Origin of the sequence: Streptomyces sp. PR69 (genome assembly GCF_026420845.1) — a bacterium.
Classification (GTDB): Bacteria; Actinomycetota; Actinomycetes; order Streptomycetales; family Streptomycetaceae; genus Streptomyces.
The window spans coordinates 57570-73233 of the sequence record NZ_JAOWCB010000005.1; the positions used below are offsets into that span (position 1 = coordinate 57570).

Below are 15664 nucleotides of genomic sequence, written 5' to 3' on the forward strand. Positions count from 1 at the left end.
ACCCTCCCCATGAGCTACCGCCAGCACACCGTCATCGACAGCCCCTACGGCCCCCTGACCCTCGTCGCCGTCGACGGCGTCCTCGCCCGCCTCCATATGGAGCACCAACGGCACCGCCCGCCCGAGGAGACCTTCGGCGAACCGGACCCGCGCCCCTTCGGCGAGACGATCCGCCAGCTGAACGCCTACTTCGCCCGCGAACTCACGGAGTTCGACCTGCCGCTGCACCTGGAGGGCACGCCGTTCCAGCGCAGCGTGTGGCAGCAGCTCCGGACGATCCCCTACGGCGAGACCCGCTCGTACGGCGAACTCGCCCAGGCCCTGGGCAAACCGGGCGCCTCCCGCGCCGTCGGCCTCGCCAACGGCAAGAACCCGATCGGGATCATCGTCCCGTGCCATCGGGTGATCGGCGCGTCGGGGAGCCTGGTGGGCTACGGGGGAGGGCTGGAGCGCAAGCGGCGGCTGCTGGCGTTCGAGAGCGGCACGTCCGGCTGAGCCCGGGGCGCTCCGACCGGGCGTCGGACCGCCCCTTGCCGAACGCGCGGCCGGGTTCGCCGGACCCGCGGCGGTTTCAGCCACGGGTTTGAGGGCGGCGCTTCTCCTCGGCGTCGCCGTTCTCTGCGCTTGCCAGGATCGCGCCCGCGACGACATCGAAGAGGTGATCGGAGCGTGGCGTGAGCGAGGGCTGATCACCGAGCCATGCGAGCGCCGCTACCAGCGCAAACAGATCGGTGCCGTCAATGTCGGTCCGCGCAGTGCCCGCGGCCTGAGCGCGGGCGAGGAGCCGTGTGCCGGCCGCGCGCATGGTGACGCACGAGGCATGGAGTGCGGACTCGGTGTCCTCGATGGCGGCCGTCAGCAGCGCCACAACGCCCCGGTACTCATGTGCGCAGGCGACGCAGTCGCGCAGCCACGCAACGAGTGCGTCTTCCGGCGAGCTCGACGTTTCAAGTTCGCCCGCCCTTGCCGTCAGCTCGTCGAAGCTCGTGCGGAGCAAGGCATCGAGCAGCGCCTCGCGCGTCGGGAAGTGCCGGAGCAGCGTGGCGAGCCCAACGCCGGCCCTCCGCGCGATGTCGCGCAGTGATGCGTCGACGCCCTGCTCGGTGATGACGGCGCCCGCAATGGCGAGTAGGTGGTCACGATTCTTCCTGGCGTCGGCACGCATCTGTCCCTCTTGACTATCCGGATCACTGATCCATATATTCGGATCAGTGATCCGGATAATGTGGATCGCTGATCCGAATAAGCGTATCCCCTGGCGGGGGTTGGAGAAGACGATGCCGACACACACGATGAGAGCGATCCGGCTGCATGAGCACGGCGGCCCTGAGGTTCTGCGCTACGACGAGGTGCCGATCCCCGAGCCGAGGCCGGGGGAGGTGCTCGTTCGCGTACACGCGGTCGGTGTCAACCCTCCCGACTGGTACCTGCGCGACGGGCTGACCAACCTGCCTCCGGAGACGAGGCCGAAGTTCGACCTGCCCGTGATTCCGGGGACGGACGTGTCGGGCGTCGTGGTGGCCGCCGCCGCGGACGTGGACGGCCTGTCCATAGGCGACGAAGTCTTCGGTCTCCTCCGGTTTCCCAGCTTCGACGGCAGGGCGTATGCCGAGTACGTGGCCGCGCCCGCGTCGGACCTCGCACGCAAGCCGGCCGGCATCGACCATGTGCACGCCGCCGGGGCGCCTATGGCCGGGCTGACGGCGTGGCAGTTCCTGATCAAGCTCGGACACGATCACCCGTCCCCCTTCCAGGCGGCGCGGCACCGTCCGCCGGCCCTCGGCGCCGACACGATGGTGCTCGTCAACGGCGCCGCGGGCGGCGTGGGGCACTTCGCACTGCAACTGGCGAAGTGGAAGGGCGCACATGTCATCGCGGTGGCATCGGGCGCTCATGAATCGTTCCTGCGCGAGCTCGGCGCCGACCAGTTCATCGACTACACCAGGAGTCGTCCCGAGGAACTCGTCCACGGCGTCGACCTCGTCCTCGACACCGTCGGCGGCCGCGACAGCAGTCGCTTCCTGCGCACGCTCAAGCGCGGCGGCGCCCTGTTCCCCGTGTTCTTCGGCGAATACGACGACGAAGAGACCGCGAAGCTCGGCGTCACGGTCTCAGGCACCCAGGTCCGCTCGAACGGCGCGCAACTCGCTGAACTGGGAGGCCTGCTCGACGCGGGCACGGTCCGGGTGGCGATAGACAGCACGTATCCGCTCGCGGATGCCCGAGCGGCGCACGAACGCGCAGCCCGAGGACACATCCAAGGCAAGATCGTGCTCACGGTCGCTTAGGAGACGAGCCGACTCACAGGCGCGGCGCGTTTTTTCGTTCAGGGCACGACGCCGACATGCGGTGTCCGGGGGGCTTCGGAGCGGTGGACCGCGGGCGGAGCCCCCGGGCGCTACACTGCGGCGATCCGCTTCAGCAGCGCCGGAAGCGCCGTGCCGATCGGCTCGCGGACAACCTCCGCGGCCAGTTCGTCGTACGGCGTCGGCTCCGCGTTCACCATGATCAGCCGCGCCCCGTGCTCCGCCGCGATGCCCGCGAGGGACGCGGCGGGCTGTACCTGAAGCGAGGAGCCGACCGCGATGAACACCTCGCAGGCCTTGGCGATCGACATCGCCTGGCCGAGGACGACCGGGTCCAGCCGCTGGCCGAACATCACCGTCGCCGACTTGAGGATGCCGCCGCAGTCCAGGCAGGGCGGGTCGGCCTCGCCCGCCGCCACCCGCCGGAGCGCCTCGGCCATCGGCGTACGGGCATGGCAGCCGGTGCACACCACCGTCCGCGCGGTGCCGTGCAGTTCGAGCACCTTGCGCTCGGGCATGCCGCCCAGCTGGTGCAGCCCGTCGACGTTCTGCGTGATCACCCGCAGCGAGACGCCGGGCTGCCGCTCCAGCTCGGCGACGGCTCGGTGCGCGGCGTTCGGCTCGGCCCGCCAGGCAGCGCTCTCCCGGCGCATCAGCCAGGAGCGGCGGCGGATCTCGGGATCGGCCATGTAGCAGTCGTAGGTGACGAGCTTCTCGGCCTCCGGATCACGCCGCCACAGGCCCTGGGGGCCCCGATAGTCGGGGATGCCGGAGTCCGTGGAGAGGCCGGCGCCGCTGAGGATGGCGACGAGAGTCATGCCGCGAGCGTACGCAGGGCCGGGCGGCGACGGCGAGCCGTTATCCGGAGCGCGCCGTCGACTGCGGACGGCGACCTCGAAGGACCGCAGCCGCGGCCCGCGGGCCTGTTCAGCGGCGGCCGTCCGTCCGACACCGGCTGTCGGCATGCAGCGGCCGGTGGCCGGAGTAGCCGCCCGCCGCCGCCAGGTCAGCCGCGGCCCGCGGCCGGGGGCCGTCCGTTCTCCAGTTCCACCGGGCCCGTCCGCGCCTCAAGCGCGTCGAGTGAGGCCAGTACGCGACGGCCCAGCGCCCCCGGCAGATGGGCGGGGATCTCGGGCCGGGAGACCGTGCGCCAGGAGAGCAGTTCCTCCTCCTGCAGCCGGATCGCCTTGAGCTGCGCCTCGCTCAGCACCCCGCCGTCGTACACGTACGCCACGATCGGCGGCCGCCCGGGCCCCGGCACCCAGTCGACCGCGAGCAGTGCGCCCAGCTCCACATCGAGGCCGATTTCCTCCAGGGTCTCCCGGCGCGCAGCCTCGCGTGGGCTCTCGCCGTGATCCGATTCGACGGTCCCGCCGGGAAGCGCCCACCCGGGACGGTAGTTGGGCTCCACGATCAGTACGCGGCCCTCCTCGTCCCGGAACAGCGCGGCCGCCCCGGCCAGGACGCGGGGCAGTGAGGCGATGTACGCGGCGTACGAGGCGGACAGGTCGGACGGAGCAGACGGGCCGGACGGAGCAGACGGGCCGGAAGGGCCGGAAGCGCTGGTCACACCTGGCAGCGTAGGACACGGGCGGCAGCCGGTGCGGGCGGCGCCCGCACCCGCGGCGTCCTGACGCCAGCCGGTGCAGCCGTATCCGGCGCAGCCCGTATCTCCTTCAGCCCGTCCGGTCGTCGCGCTCGTCGGTCTCGGAGCGGGACTTCGCCGCACGGCGCAGCCGGTGGTGCCGGTCCGGCGTCTGCTCGGTGATCGCCTCGCCGACCATCGCCTTGACCGCGTCGCGCAGCCCGTGCAGGGCGTGATGACGCGGCGGCCCCGCGCCCGGATCGGTCAGCAGCTCTGTCAGCAGCGCCCAGCACAGCCCCAGCATCACGATCACGAAGGGCAGCGCCACCAGAATCGTCGCCGTCTGCAGCGAGCTCAGTCCTCCCACGACCAGCAGCACCGCGGCGACCGACGCCATCAGCGCACCCCAGATGACGACCAGCCAGGTCGGCGGGTGCAGCGCCCCGCGGCTGGTGAGGGAGCCCATCACCAGCGAGGCGGAGTCGGCGCTGGTGACGAAGTACGTCATCACCAGCACCATGGCGACATAGGAGGTGACCGTGGAGAGCGGCAGCCCGTCCAGCATCCCGAACAGCGAGGCCTCCACGCCTTCGGCGACAGTCGCGCCCAGGTCTTCCTGGCCGGTCGAGTCCAGCCGGATCGCGGTGCCGCCCATCACGCAGAACCAGACGACGGTCGCGCCGCTGGGCACCAGCAGCACGCCGATCAGGAATTCCCGGACGGTGCGGCCGTGGGAGATGCGGGCGATGAACGTGCCGACGAACGGCGCCCAGGACAGCCACCACGCCCAGTAGAAGATGGTCCACGCGCCCATCCACTCGGCGTCGGTGAAGGCTCCGGTACGGGTGGCCATCGGCAGCAGGTCGTTCAGATAGCCGCCGATCGAGGCCGGGATCGTATCCAGGATGTAGACGGTCGGGCCGAGGAGGAAGACGAAGGTCATCAGCACGGCGGCCAGCACGATGTTGATCGTGCTCAGCCACTTCACGCCCCGGTGCAGCCCGGAGAAGGCCGAGACCACGAACGCCGAGCCCAGCACCGCGATGATCGTCAGCTCGGTGGAGATGTCGTCGGTGACATCGGCGGTCAGGTTCAGGCCCTTCGCCACCTGGAGCGCGCCCAGGCCCAGACTGGTCGCGGTGCCGAAGACGGTCGCGAACACGGCGAGCAGATCGATCACCTTGCCCTGCCAGGACACCGCACGGCGCGCGCCGATCAGCGGCACGAACGCCGCGCTGAGCCGATTGCCGCGGCCCTTGCGGAAGCCCGCGTACGCCAGGGCGAGCCCGGCGATGCCGTAGATCGCCCAGGGGGTGAGCGTCCAGTGGAAGAAGGAGGTCTCCATCGCGGCGGCCGCGGCGGCGTCGGTCCGCGCCTCGGCGCCGCTCGCGGGAGGCGGGCTCAGAAAGTGCTGGAGCGGCTCGCCGACGCCGAAGAACATCAGACCGATGCCCATGCCGGCGCTGAACATCATCGCGATCCACGCGAGGTTGGTGAACTCCGGCTCCGAGTCGTCGCTGCCGAGGCGCACCCGGCCGAACCGGCTGAAGGCGATCAGGACGCTCAGTACGAGGAAGATGTCGGCCGCGACGACGAACAACCAGGCGAAGTTGTTGAGGACCCAGCCCAGGGCGGTGGAGGAGGCGTCGTCGAAGGAGTCCTTGCCCAACGCCGCCCAGGCGACCACCGCCGCGACCGCCACGACGCCGATGCCGACGATGGTGTGATCGGGCCTGGCTTCCTCAGGCTTCAGATGATCGATCGGTTCCGTGCTCATGGCGTCACACTATGGTGTGCCAAGTCCGGGCATGGTGGGGTGGCACGCCGTCTGGGGGTGCGGATAGGGTCGGGGCGGCGCGACTGCCTGTTCGACAGCAAAGGATGCAAGGTGACGGACGGAGCAGTGATTCAGCCTGCGCGCGTGCTGGTCGCGGCTGACAAGTTCAAGGGCTCGCTGACGGCCGTGGAGGTCGCGGAACGCGTGGTGACCGGCCTGCGGCGGGCGGTTCCGGGGCTCGCGGTCGAGACGCTGCCCGTGGCGGACGGCGGGGACGGCACCGTCGCGGCGGCGGTCGCGGCCGGTTTCGAGCGGCGCGAGGTACGGGTCACCGGGCCGCTCGGGCAGCCCCTGACGGCGGCGTTCGCGCTCCGGGACGGCACCGCGGTGGTGGAGATGGCCGAGGCGTCCGGCCTGCAGCATCTGCCTGAGGGGGTGTTCGCCCCCCTCACTGCGACGACGTACGGCTCCGGGGAACTGCTGCGGGCCGCGCTGGACGCGGGCGCGCGCACGATCGTCTTCGGCGTCGGCGGCAGCGCGACGACGGACGGCGGGGCGGGGATGCTGGCGGCGCTCGGGGCGCGCTTCCTCGATGCGCGGGGTGAGCCGGTGCCGCCGGGGGGCGGCGGGCTGCGGGAGCTCGCCATGGCCGATCTGTCCGGTCTCGACGCCCGCTTCAAGGATGTGGAGCTGGTCCTCGCCAGCGACGTCGACAATCCGCTGACCGGGCCCAAGGGCGCGCCGGCCGTCTACGGCCCGCAGAAGGGGGCGAGCGCGGAGGACGTCGCCACGCTGGACGCGGCGCTGGCCCATTACGCGTCCGTGCTGGAGACGGCGATCGGTCCGCGGGCGGCGGAGTGCGCGCTGGCGCCCGGGGCGGGCGCGGCGGGCGGCATCGGCTACGGGGCGCTGGTCGGGCTCGGCGCGAGCTTCCGTCCCGGCATCGAGGTCATGCTCGACGTGCTCGGCTTTGCCCCGGCGCTAGAGCGCGCGACCCTCGTCATCACCGGTGAGGGCTCACTCGACGAGCAGACCCTGCACGGCAAGGCCCCGGCGGGCGTGGCGGCGGCGGCCCGCGCACGGGGTGTCGAGGTCGTCGCGGTCTGCGGCCGCCTGGCCCTGCCCCCCGCGGCCCTCGGCCGCGCGGGCATCCGCCGCGCCTACCCTCTCCTCGACCTGGAGCCCGACCCGGCCCGCTGTATGGCGGAGGCGGGGCCGCTGCTGGAGCGGGTGGCGGAGACGATCGCGTGGGACTTCCTGGGCTGAGGGGGCGTTTCCCCCACCCCGCCCTTCCCCTACGCCCAGGGGGCGTGGGGGGACCCCCACCCCGCAACTGGGGGCTCCGCCCCCAGCCCCCCTTCGGGGGGAGCGCTTGCGGGGCTGCCGCCCCGCACCCCGCTTCCCGGCGGCTCCGAGCCGGGGGTGATGGCCGCCCCGGTCCGCGGCAGAGCTCTGGCCCCCGCCAGGGGGTTCGGCGTTGGGAGCTGTCGGCGGGGGTGGCCCGGTGGCTGGGGTCTGGCCCCGTTCGGGGGTTTGGCGGCCGGTGGGCCGGTGGCTGAGCTGGTCCGGCGGCTGGAGTCCGGCGGTGCTTGGGGTTTTGGGGTTGGGAGTTGTTGGCGGGGGTGGTCTGGTGGCTGGGGTCTGGCCCTGCTCGGGGGTTGGTGCGCCCGGTGGGTCGGTGGTTGAGCTGGTCCGGTGGCCGGAGTCCGGCGCTGTTCGGGGTTTTTGGGTTGGGAGTTGTCGGCGGGGGTGGCCTGGTGGCTGGGGTCTGGCCCCGTTCGGGGGTTGGGGCCCGGTGGGCCGGTGGCTGAGCTGGTACGGCGGGCGGAGCCCGGCCCCCGCTCGGCGGCTTCGCGCTGGGTCGGCGGCGTTGCACGGGCCGCACACCGCGGAGGCGCTGCGGGGCGTCGGCCCCGGCCCGTCGCAGGGGCGGAGGCGAAAGGGGTGGGCCCCCGGCGCACAGTGGATACTGCGCGCCGGGGGCCCACCCCGTGTCGCCGTCACGTCACGGCAGCTGCGACGCCGCCGCCCTCGCCTCGCGGCGGTTGTAGCGGAACGTGTTCACCCGGCGCGCCGTCGCGAAGAGCGGGATCACCGCGCCCAGCACCACCTGGAGCGCGCAGCCCGTCTGCAGCAGCAGCTGGCCGCCCGGGGCGTCGAACGCCCAGGCTGCCAGCAGGCCCATCGCAGAGACGATCCAGCCGAGCATCGCCACCGCGAGGACACCCCGCGGCTTGGGGTACTCGACTCGGCTCACCATCAGCCAGGCGGTGCCGATGATCGCCAGCAGGGTGGGGATGAAGGGCAGCTCAAGGAGCACGATCGAGACGACCGTGAGCGCCCCGAAGGGGGACGGCATGCCTTGGAACATGCCGTCCTTCATCGTCACGCAGGAGAATCTGGCAAGCCGCAGCACCACCGCCAGCAGCACCACGATCGCCGCCACCGCCGAGACCCGCTGGTGCGCGTCGTCGGCGACCATGCCGTAGACCAGTACGAAGTATGCCGGCGCCAGCCCGAAGCTGATCAGGTCGGACAGATTGTCCAGCTCCGCGCCCATCGGCGAGCTGCGCAGCTTGCGCGCGACCAGACCGTCGAACAGGTCGAAGATCGCCGCGCAGAGCATCAGGATCACGGCCGTCGCGGCGGAGTGCCGCGCCATGCCGGTCTCATCGCTGCCGGTGAGGTGCGGAATCAGAATGCCGGTGGTGGTGAAGTACACCGCCATGAAGCCGCAGGTGGCGTTGCCCAGGGTGAGGGTGTCCGCTATCGACAGCCGCAGCGACAGCGGCATGTCCTCCGTGTCGTCTTCTTCCTCGGTGTCCGCCGCCCAGCCGGCCGCCTGTGTGTCGGGGTCAATCACGGTCAAGGCGAGTCACCCCCGCGGTCGTGGTCTGCCCGACCTCGACGGCGACCTCGACACCTTCCGGGAGGTAGATGTCAACGCGCGAGCCGAACCGGATGAGTCCGATGCGCTCGCCCTGTTCGACCTTGGCGCCCTGGGGGGTGTACGGCACGATCCGGCGGGCCACGGCGCCGGCGATCTGCACCATCTCGATGTCGCCGAGCTCGGTGTCGAAATGCCATACGACGCGCTCGTTGTTCTCGCTCTCCTTGTTGAAAGCGGGAACGAATCCGCCGGGGATGTGCTCGACGGAGGTCACGGTGCCCGCGAGCGGAGCACGGTTGACGTGGACGTTCAGCGGGCTCATGAAGATCGCGACGCGGGTGCGTCCGTCCTTCCACGGCATGATGCTCTGCACCACGCCGTCGGCGGGCGAGATGACCCGGCCCTGGGCGATCTCGCGCTCGGGGTCGCGGAAGAACCACAGCATGCCCGCCGCGAGGGCGGTGGCAGGCACGGCGATGGCCGCGGCACGCCTGGAACGGCGCGAGCGCGCCAGGCTGAGTGCCGCGGTGGCGACGGTCGGCAGAAGCCACGGCGATGCTCCGCGCGCGAGGCGTACGCCGAGGAGGCTGTCGCGAGGTGCAGAGGTTTGGCTGTGGGGCATGGATGACCTTCGTAGCGGATGATGCCGCGCTGGCAACGGGGGGACGGCGGCTTTCCGGCGATGTTATCGGGTGCGGGCCGCAACTGGGAAAGCCAGAAGTCGAGTCGGCGGCCGGAAGCGGATAACAGGGTGTGATCTTCTTCGCGGCCAAACCGGCTCAAACGCGACAATCATCCCTGGAATCGGTACTCCTCAAGCAGCCGACGCCCAATGATCATTTTCTGGATCTCGGCGGTACCTTCACCGATCAGCAGCATCGGAGCCTCGCGGTAGAGGCGCTCGATCTCGTACTCCTTGGAGAAGCCGTAGCCGCCGTGGATGCGGAAGGCGTCCTCGACGACTTCCTTGCAGTACTCGGAGGCGAGGTACTTCGCCATCCCTGCCTCCAGGTCATTTCGTTCCCCGGAGTCCTTTTTGCGAGCTGCGTTGACCATCATCGCATGAGCGGCCTCGACCTTGGTAGCCATCTCCGCGAGCTTGAACTGAATCGCCTGGTGCTGGGCGATCGGCTTGCCGAAAGTATGACGCTGCTGGGCATATGAGACACCCAGTTCGAACGCACGCTGTGCGACGCCGCAGCCACGTGCCGCGACATTGACGCGCCCGACCTCGACCCCGTCCATCATTTGGTAAAACCCTCGGCCGGTGGTCCCGCCGAGCACCCGATTGGCCGGAATGCGCAGTCCGTCCATGATGAGTTCGGTTGTGTCGACGCCCTTGTAACCCATCTTGTCGATCTTCCCGGGGATGGTCAGTCCGGGCCGGACCTCGCCGAAGCCGGGCTCCTTCTCCACCAGGAAGGTCGTCATCGACTTATGCGGCGGGGCGCCTGCGGGGTGTCCTTCGTCACTTCGCACCAGCACGGCCACCAGCGTCGAGGAGCCGCCGTTCGTCAGCCACATCTTCTGGCCGTTCAGGACGTACTCCTCGCCGTCCTTGACCGCCTTCGATGTGATGGCCGACACATCAGAGCCGAGCCCCGGCTCGGACATCGAGAACGCGCCGCGCACCTCGCCGAGCGCCATCCGGGGGAGGAAGGTGTCCTTCTGCTCCTGCGTGCCGTGCTGCTTGAGCATGTACGCCACGATGAAGTGCGTGTTGATGATGCCGGAGACGGACATCCAGCCGCGGGCGATCTCCTCCACGCACAGCGCGTAGGTGAGCAGCGACTCGCCCAGTCCGCCGTACTCCTCGGGGATCATCAGCCCGAACAGGCCGAGCTCCTTGAGCCCTTCGACGATCTGTGTCGGGTACTCGTCGCGGTGCTCCAGCTCGGTGGCGACCGGGATGATCTCCTTGTCGACGAAGTCCCGGACCGTGGCCAGGATCTCCTGCTGGACGTCGGTCAGCCCGTGCGTCTGGGCGAGTCGGGTCATGGCTTACTTCTCCGCCTTCTTCGAGGGCTCGGCCAGCTCGGGCCTGCCCGGCTGCTCCCCGCCCCGGTCCTTGATGTACGTCTCGGTCGGCACCATCACCTTGCGGCGGAAGACGCAGACCAGCGTGCCGTCCTGCTTGTAGCCCTTGGTCTCCACATACACGATCCCGCGGTCCGACTTGGACTTCGAGGGCGTCTTGTCCAGCACGGTCGTCTCGCCGTAGATCGTGTCCCCGTGGAAGGTCGGGGCGACATGCCGCAGCGACTCGATCTCCAGATTGGCGATCGCCTTGCCGGAGACGTCCGGCACGGACATGCCGAGCAGCAGCGAGTAGATGTAGTTGCCCACGACGACGTTCTTGCCGAAGTCCGTCGTCTTCTCCGCGTAGTTCACATCCATGTGAAGCGGGTGGTGGTTCATGGTGAGCAGACAGAACAGGTGGTCGTCGTACTCGGTGACGGTCTTCCCCGGCCAGTGCTTGTAGACCGCCCCGACCTCGAACTCCTCGTAGGTGCGTCCGAACTGCATGGTGCTCAGGCCTCCGGCTTCTCGAACTTCGATGTGCGGGTCATGCCGGCGGCGCGGCCCTTGCCCGCGATGACCAGGGCCATCTTCCGGCTGGCCTCGTCGATCATCTCGTCGCCGAGCATCGCGGAGCCCTTCTTGCCGCCCTCCTCCGAGGTGAAGTAGTCATAGGCGTCGAGGATCAGCTCCGCGTGGTCGTAGTCCTCCTGCGAGGGCGAGAAGACCTCGTTGGCCGCGTCGACCTGGCCGGGGTGCAGCACCCACTTGCCGTCGAAGCCCAGCGCGGCGGCGCGGCCGGCCACCTCGCGGAAGCCGTCGACGTTCTTGATCTGGAGGTAGGGGCCGTCGATCGCCTGGAGGTCGTTGGCGCGGGCGGCCATCAGGATCTTCATCAGGATGTAGTGGTACGCGTCCGCCGGGTAGCCGGGCGGCTGCTCGCCGACGACCAGCGACTTCATATTGATGGACGCCATGAAGTCGGCGGGGCCGAAGATGATGGTCTCGACGCGCGGAGACGCCTGCGCGATCGCGTTGACGTTGTTCAGCCCCTGCCCGTTCTCGATCTGCGCCTCGATGCCGATCCGGCCGACTTCAAAGCCCATCGTCTTCTCGATCTGCGTCAGCAGCAGATCAAGCGCTGTGATCTGCTCGGCGCTCTGGACCTTGGGCAGCATGATGCAGTCGAGGTTCGGGCCCGCGCCCTCGACGACCGTCACGACGTCCCGGTACGTCCAGTGGGTCGTCCAGTCGTTCACCCGGACGACCCGCGTCTTGCCCGTCCAGTCGCCCTCGTTGAGGAACTTGACGACGGTGTGCCGCGCCTCGGGCTTGGCCAGCGGTGCGCAGGCGTCCTCAAGGTCCAGGAAGACCTGGTCGGCCGGCAGCCCCTGGGCCTTCTCCAGGAAGCGGGGATTGGACCCGGGCACCGCGAGGCAGGAGCGGCGCGGGCGCAGCCGGTTCACAGGCGGCGTAGTCATGCGGGGACCTCCGTGTTTTCGAGAGGGCTGAGCTTGTTCGCTGTGCGGATCTCGTCGACGATACGGCCGATGATCTCCGTGATGCCGAAGTCCTTCGGGGTGAAAACGGCGGCGACGCCCGCCGCCTTCAGTTCGGCGGCGTCGGCGTTGGGGATGATCCCGCCGACGATGACCGGAATAGGGGTATCTCCCGGGCCGCTTGGCCCAGGGGAAGCGGCCGCCCCGGCCTCGCGCAGCCGGTGCAGCACATCGGGCACCAGCTCGGCGTGCGAGCCGGACAGGATCGACAGGCCCACGCAGTGCACATCCTCCGCGAGCGCGGCGCTGACGATCTGCTCGGGGGTGAGCCTGATGCCCTGGTAGACCACTTCGAAGCCGGCGTCACGGGCCCGTACGGCGATCTGCTCGGCGCCGTTGGAGTGGCCGTCCAGACCGGGCTTGCCGACCAGCAGCCGCAGCCGGCCGGTCCCCAGCTCCTCGGCGGTGCGGGCGACCTTCTCCCGTACGACGGCGAGCGGCGAGCCCGCCTCAGCGGCCACCGCGACGGGGGCGCTGGAGACCCCGGTCGGGGCGCGGAACTCGCCGAAGACATCGCGCAGCGCCCAGGCCCACTCGCCGGTGGTGACGCCCGCGCGGGCGCACTCGACGGTGGCGGCCATCAGATTCTCCGTGCCGGCCGCGGCCTTCTTCAGCGCGGACAGCGCCTCGGCGGCCCGCGCCTCGTCGCGGCCCGCACGCCACTCGTGCAGCGCGGCGACGACCCGTGCCTCGTTCGCCGGGTCCACCGTCATGATCGCGGTGTCCAGATCGGCGGTGAGCGGGTTGGGCTCGGTCGACTCGAAGCAGTTCACACCGACGATCTTCTCCTCGCCGGCCTCGATCCGCGCCCGGCGCTCGGCGTGCGAGGCGACGAGCTGCGACTTGAGATAGCCGGACTCGACGGCCGCCATGGCGCCGCCCATCTCCTGGATATGCGCGATCTCCGCGAGCGACTCCTCGACCAGGGCGTCCACCTTGGCCTCGATCACATGCGAGCCGGCGAAGATGTCCTCGTACTCCAGCAGATCGCTCTCATGGGCGAGGACCTGCTGGATGCGCAGCGACCACTGCTGGTCCCAGGGGCGGGGCAGGCCCAGCGCCTCGTTCCAGGCCGGAAGCTGCACCGCGCGGGCGCGGGCGTCCTTGGACAGGGTCACCGCCAGCATCTCCAGCACGATCCGCTGGACGTTGTTCTCCGGCTGCGCCTCGGTCAGCCCGAGCGAGTTGACCTGGACGCCGTAGCGGAAGCGGCGCTGCTTGGGGTTCTCGACGCCGTATCGCTCGCGGGTGACCTGGTCCCAGATGCGGCCGAAGGCGCGCATCTTGCACATCTCCTCGACGAAGCGGACGCCCGCGTTCACGAAGAAGGAGATACGGGCGACGACATCGCCGAACTTCTCCCGCGGCACCTGCCCGGAGTCGCGCACCGCGTCCAGGACGGCGATCGCGGTGGACATCGCATAGGCGATCTCCTGGACGGGCGTGGCCCCGGCCTCCTGCAGGTGGTAGCTGCAGATGTTGATGGGGTTCCACTTGGGGATGTGCGCCACCGTGTACGTGATCATGTCGGTGGTCAGGCGCAGTGAGGGGCCGGGCGGGAAGACATGCGTCCCGCGCGACAGATACTCCTTGACGATGTCGTTCTGCGTCGTGCCCGACAGCTTGGCGGCGTCGGCGCCCTGTTCCTCGGCGACCACCTGATAGAGCGCCAGCAGCCACATGGCGGTGGCGTTGATGGTCATGGAGGTGTTCATCTGCTCCAGCGGGATGTCCTGGAACAGCCGGCGCATGTCCCCGAGATGGGAGACCGGGACCCCGACCCGGCCCACCTCGCCGCGGGCGAGGACGTGGTCGGGGTCGTAGCCGGTCTGCGTCGGCAGGTCGAACGCCACCGACAGACCCGTCTGGCCCTTGGCGAGGTTGCGCCGGTAGAGCTTGTTGGACGCCTCGGCCGTGGAGTGACCGGCATATGTCCGCATCAGCCACGGCCGGTCCCTCTTGCGCTCTGTCATGGTAGGAACCTCAAACGTTCCGGAAGCGGTTAATGGCGTCGAGGTGCTTGGCGCGCATCTCCTCGTCGCGCACGCCCAGGCCCTCCTCGGGGGCGAGGCAGAGGACGCCGACCTTGCCCTGGTGGACGTTGCGGTGGACGTCGTGCGCGGCCTGGCCGGTGTCGTCGAGGGAGTAGACCTTGGACAGCGTGGGGTGGATCTTGCCCTTGGCGATCAGGCGGTTGGCCTCCCACGCCTCACGGTAGTTGGCGAAGTGCGAGCCGATGATGCGCTTGAGCGACATCCACAGATAGCGGTTGTCGTACTCGTGGTGGTAGCCGGAGGTGGAGGCGCAGGTCACGATGGTGCCGCCCTTGCGGGTGACGTACACGGACGCGCCGAAGGTCTCCCGGCCGGGGTGCTCGAAGACGATGTCGACGTCCTCGCCGCCGGTCAGCTCGCGGATGCGCTTGCCGAAGCGCTTCCACTCCCTGGGGTCCTGGGTCTGCTCGTCCTTCCAGAACTTGTAGCCCTCGGCGTTGCGGTCGATGATCGCCTCCGCGCCCATGGAGCGGCAGATCTCCGCTTTCTGGTCGCTCGACACGACACAGATCGGCGTGGCGCCGCCGGCGAGGGCGAACTGGGTGGCGTAACTGCCGAGTCCGCCGCTCGCGCCCCAGATCAGCACATTGTCGCCCTGCTTCATCTGCGCGCCGTTGCGGGAGACCAGCTGGCGGTACGCGGTGGAGTTCACCAGGCCCGGGGCCGCGGCCTCCTCCCAGCTGAGGTGGCCGGGCTTGGGCATCAGCTGGTTCGACTTGACCAGCGCGATCTCGGCGAGTCCGCCGAAGTTGGTCTCGAAGCCCCAGATGCGCTGCTCGGGGTCGAGCATGGTGTCGTTGTGGCCGTCGGAGGACTCCAGCTCGACGGAGAGGCAGTGGGCGACGACCTCGTCGCCCGGCTGCCAGGCGTTGACGCCCGGTCCGGTGCGCAGCACCACGCCCGCGAGGTCGGAGCCGATGATGTGGTACGGCAGGTCATGGCGGCGGGTCAGCTCGCTGAGCCGTCCGTAGCGCTCCAGGAAGCCGAAGGTGGACAGCGGCTCGAAGATCGAGGTCCAGACGGAGTTGTAGTTCACCGAGCTGGCCATGACCGCGACGAGCGCCTCGCCGGGTCCGAGCTCCGGCAGCGGGACGTCGTCGACATGGAGGGACTTGCGGGGGTCCTTCTCCCGGGTTTCGAGGCCGGCGAACATCTCGACCTCGTCCTTGTGCACGGTGACCGCGCGGTACGACTCGGGGAGCGGCAGTGCGGCGAAGTCGTCGGAGGTGCTCTCCGGCGACGAGATCGCGTCCAGGATTTCCTTCACGGTGTTGCCTCCGGCAAACGGTGCGTTGAGGGAACGCAGAGGGGTACGTCGGAGCTTTGCTTGCTGCTGCTGTGGAGGTGGTGTGCCGTCGGTTCGGCGGGTGGTGCTGTGGCAGCGCGCTGTGGGCGCGGCAAAGGTGCCTGTGACGCAGGCGTCCGGGCGCACAGATGGTCTGCGGGGACAGTCGGCGTACGAGAGGTCTCTGCA

At 69.8% G+C, this 15664-nt stretch carries 14 protein-coding genes; 3 read left to right on the forward strand and 11 right to left on the reverse strand.

Annotation, left to right across the window (positions count from 1 at the left end; all coding sequences use genetic code 11):
* Positions 1–9 precede the first annotated feature (9 nt).
* On the forward strand, positions 10–495 hold the full coding sequence (locus OF819_RS06425) for a methylated-DNA--[protein]-cysteine S-methyltransferase (protein WP_267242380.1): 486 nt from the start codon (positions 10–12) through the stop codon (positions 493–495).
* A gap of 76 nt (positions 496–571) precedes the next feature.
* On the opposite strand, the gene OF819_RS06430 is transcribed toward OF819_RS06425, so the two are convergent.
* Positions 572–1165, reverse strand: a complete 594-nt coding sequence (locus OF819_RS06430) for a TetR/AcrR family transcriptional regulator (RefSeq protein ID WP_267242381.1) — start codon at positions 1163–1165, stop codon at positions 572–574.
* Positions 1166–1277: 112 nt separating this feature from the next.
* On the opposite strand from OF819_RS06430, the gene OF819_RS06435 reads away from it, so the two are divergent.
* Positions 1278–2288 carry an NADP-dependent oxidoreductase gene (locus OF819_RS06435; protein WP_267242556.1) on the forward strand — a complete coding sequence of 337 codons (1011 nt, stop codon included), beginning with the start codon at positions 1278–1280 and terminating at the stop codon, positions 2286–2288.
* A gap of 110 nt (positions 2289–2398) precedes the next feature.
* Here the strand turns inward: OF819_RS06435 and OF819_RS06440 are convergent, their stop codons facing one another.
* The 3 genes from OF819_RS06440 to OF819_RS06450 all read right to left on the reverse strand — a co-directional run bounded on the left by OF819_RS06440 (position 2399) and on the right by OF819_RS06450 (position 5668).
* Entirely contained in the window at positions 2399–3124 is a 726-nt protein-coding gene (locus OF819_RS06440; protein ID WP_267242382.1) for an SIR2 family NAD-dependent protein deacylase, read from the reverse strand.
* Between the two features lie 188 nt (positions 3125–3312).
* On the reverse strand, positions 3313–3813 hold the full coding sequence (locus OF819_RS06445) for an NUDIX domain-containing protein (RefSeq protein WP_267242557.1): 501 nt from the start codon (positions 3811–3813) through the stop codon (positions 3313–3315).
* A gap of 169 nt (positions 3814–3982) precedes the next feature.
* Positions 3983–5668 carry a BCCT family transporter gene (locus OF819_RS06450; RefSeq protein WP_267242383.1) on the reverse strand — a complete coding sequence of 562 codons (1686 nt, stop codon included), beginning with the start codon at positions 5666–5668 and terminating at the stop codon, positions 3983–3985.
* A 111-nt stretch (positions 5669–5779) separates the two neighbouring features.
* Between OF819_RS06450 and OF819_RS06455 the strand changes: the two genes are divergently transcribed.
* Positions 5780–6934 (forward strand): glycerate kinase, encoded by a 1155-nt coding sequence (locus OF819_RS06455; protein ID WP_267242384.1) that lies wholly within the window; start codon positions 5780–5782, stop codon positions 6932–6934.
* A 739-nt stretch (positions 6935–7673) separates the two neighbouring features.
* On the opposite strand, the gene pssA is transcribed toward OF819_RS06455, so the two are convergent.
* The 7 genes from pssA to ccrA all read right to left on the reverse strand — a co-directional run bounded on the left by pssA (position 7674) and on the right by ccrA (position 15457).
* Entirely contained in the window at positions 7674–8531 is an 858-nt protein-coding gene (gene pssA / locus OF819_RS06460) for a CDP-diacylglycerol--serine O-phosphatidyltransferase (protein WP_267242558.1), read from the reverse strand.
* Positions 8524–9180 (reverse strand): phosphatidylserine decarboxylase, encoded by a 657-nt coding sequence (locus OF819_RS06465; RefSeq protein WP_267242385.1) that lies wholly within the window; start codon positions 9178–9180, stop codon positions 8524–8526. Before OF819_RS06465 ends, pssA begins: the two co-directional genes overlap by 8 nt.
* Positions 9181–9350: 170 nt before the next feature.
* Positions 9351–10556 carry an acyl-CoA dehydrogenase family protein gene (locus OF819_RS06470; RefSeq protein ID WP_267242386.1) on the reverse strand — a complete coding sequence of 402 codons (1206 nt, stop codon included), beginning with the start codon at positions 10554–10556 and terminating at the stop codon, positions 9351–9353.
* Between the two features lie 3 nt (positions 10557–10559).
* Positions 10560–11084 (reverse strand): MaoC family dehydratase, encoded by a 525-nt coding sequence (locus OF819_RS06475; protein ID WP_267242387.1) that lies wholly within the window; start codon positions 11082–11084, stop codon positions 10560–10562.
* Positions 11085–11089: 5 nt separating this feature from the next.
* Complete coding sequence (locus OF819_RS06480; protein WP_267242388.1) at positions 11090–12058, reverse strand: HpcH/HpaI aldolase/citrate lyase family protein; 969 nt, start codon at positions 12056–12058, stop codon at positions 11090–11092.
* On the reverse strand, positions 12055–14109 hold the full coding sequence (locus OF819_RS06485) for a protein meaA (protein WP_267242389.1): 2055 nt from the start codon (positions 14107–14109) through the stop codon (positions 12055–12057). The genes OF819_RS06480 and OF819_RS06485 overlap by 4 nt, the downstream gene beginning before the upstream one ends.
* 10 nt (positions 14110–14119) lie before the next feature.
* Positions 14120–15457 carry a crotonyl-CoA carboxylase/reductase gene (gene ccrA / locus OF819_RS06490; protein WP_267242390.1) on the reverse strand — a complete coding sequence of 446 codons (1338 nt, stop codon included), beginning with the start codon at positions 15455–15457 and terminating at the stop codon, positions 14120–14122.
* Positions 15458–15664: the final 207 nt, after the last annotated feature.

Coding starts and splice junctions, on each gene's coding strand:
- OF819_RS06425 (WP_267242380.1), top strand. CDS start 10: ATGAGCTACCGCCAGCACACCGTCATCGACAGCCCCTACGGCCCCCTG.
- OF819_RS06430 (WP_267242381.1), bottom strand. CDS start 1,165: ATGCGTGCCGACGCCAGGAAGAATCGTGACCACCTACTCGCCATTGCG.
- OF819_RS06435 (WP_267242556.1), top strand. CDS start 1,278: ATGCCGACACACACGATGAGAGCGATCCGGCTGCATGAGCACGGCGGC.
- OF819_RS06440 (WP_267242382.1), bottom strand. CDS start 3,124: ATGACTCTCGTCGCCATCCTCAGCGGCGCCGGCCTCTCCACGGACTCC.
- OF819_RS06450 (WP_267242383.1), bottom strand. CDS start 5,668: ATGAGCACGGAACCGATCGATCATCTGAAGCCTGAGGAAGCCAGGCCC.
- OF819_RS06465 (WP_267242385.1), bottom strand. CDS start 9,180: ATGCCCCACAGCCAAACCTCTGCACCTCGCGACAGCCTCCTCGGCGTA.
- OF819_RS06470 (WP_267242386.1), bottom strand. CDS start 10,556: ATGACCCGACTCGCCCAGACGCACGGGCTGACCGACGTCCAGCAGGAG.
- OF819_RS06475 (WP_267242387.1), bottom strand. CDS start 11,084: ATGCAGTTCGGACGCACCTACGAGGAGTTCGAGGTCGGGGCGGTCTAC.
- OF819_RS06480 (WP_267242388.1), bottom strand. CDS start 12,058: ATGACTACGCCGCCTGTGAACCGGCTGCGCCCGCGCCGCTCCTGCCTC.
- OF819_RS06485 (WP_267242389.1), bottom strand. CDS start 14,109: ATGACAGAGCGCAAGAGGGACCGGCCGTGGCTGATGCGGACATATGCC.